Annotated in this window: 1 protein-coding gene; it reads left to right on the top strand. The window is 62.3% G+C overall.

The window, feature by feature from the left end:
• A partial coding sequence (locus EN859_RS37250) for a methylmalonyl-CoA mutase family protein (RefSeq protein ID WP_135913748.1) occupies positions 1 to 289 on the top strand: 289 nt, incomplete at both ends.

Here is a 289-nt window from a genome sequence, read left to right as displayed (position 1 = left end):
GAGAATCTGCCGGGTTATTTTCCGTTTACGGCCGGCGTATTCCCGTTTCGTCGCGAGAACGAAGACCCGACGCGCATGTTCGCGGGTGAGGGCGATCCGTCGCGCACCAACCGGCGTTTCAAGTTGCTGTCCGAAGGAATGCCAGCCAAGCGTCTTTCCACGGCCTTCGATTCGGTCACGCTGTACGGCGAGGAGCCGCACGAGAGGCCGGACATCTACGGCAAGGTGGGTAACTCGGGCGTGTCGGTGGCGACGCTCGACGACATGCACGCGCTTTACGACGGCTTCG

The organism is Mesorhizobium sp. M00.F.Ca.ET.216.01.1.1 (assembly GCF_004010325.2).
GTDB lineage: Bacteria > Pseudomonadota > Alphaproteobacteria > Rhizobiales > Rhizobiaceae > Mesorhizobium.
The sequence above is the reverse complement of the archived record's forward strand: the minus strand, read 5'-3'. Positions and strand labels throughout refer to the sequence as shown.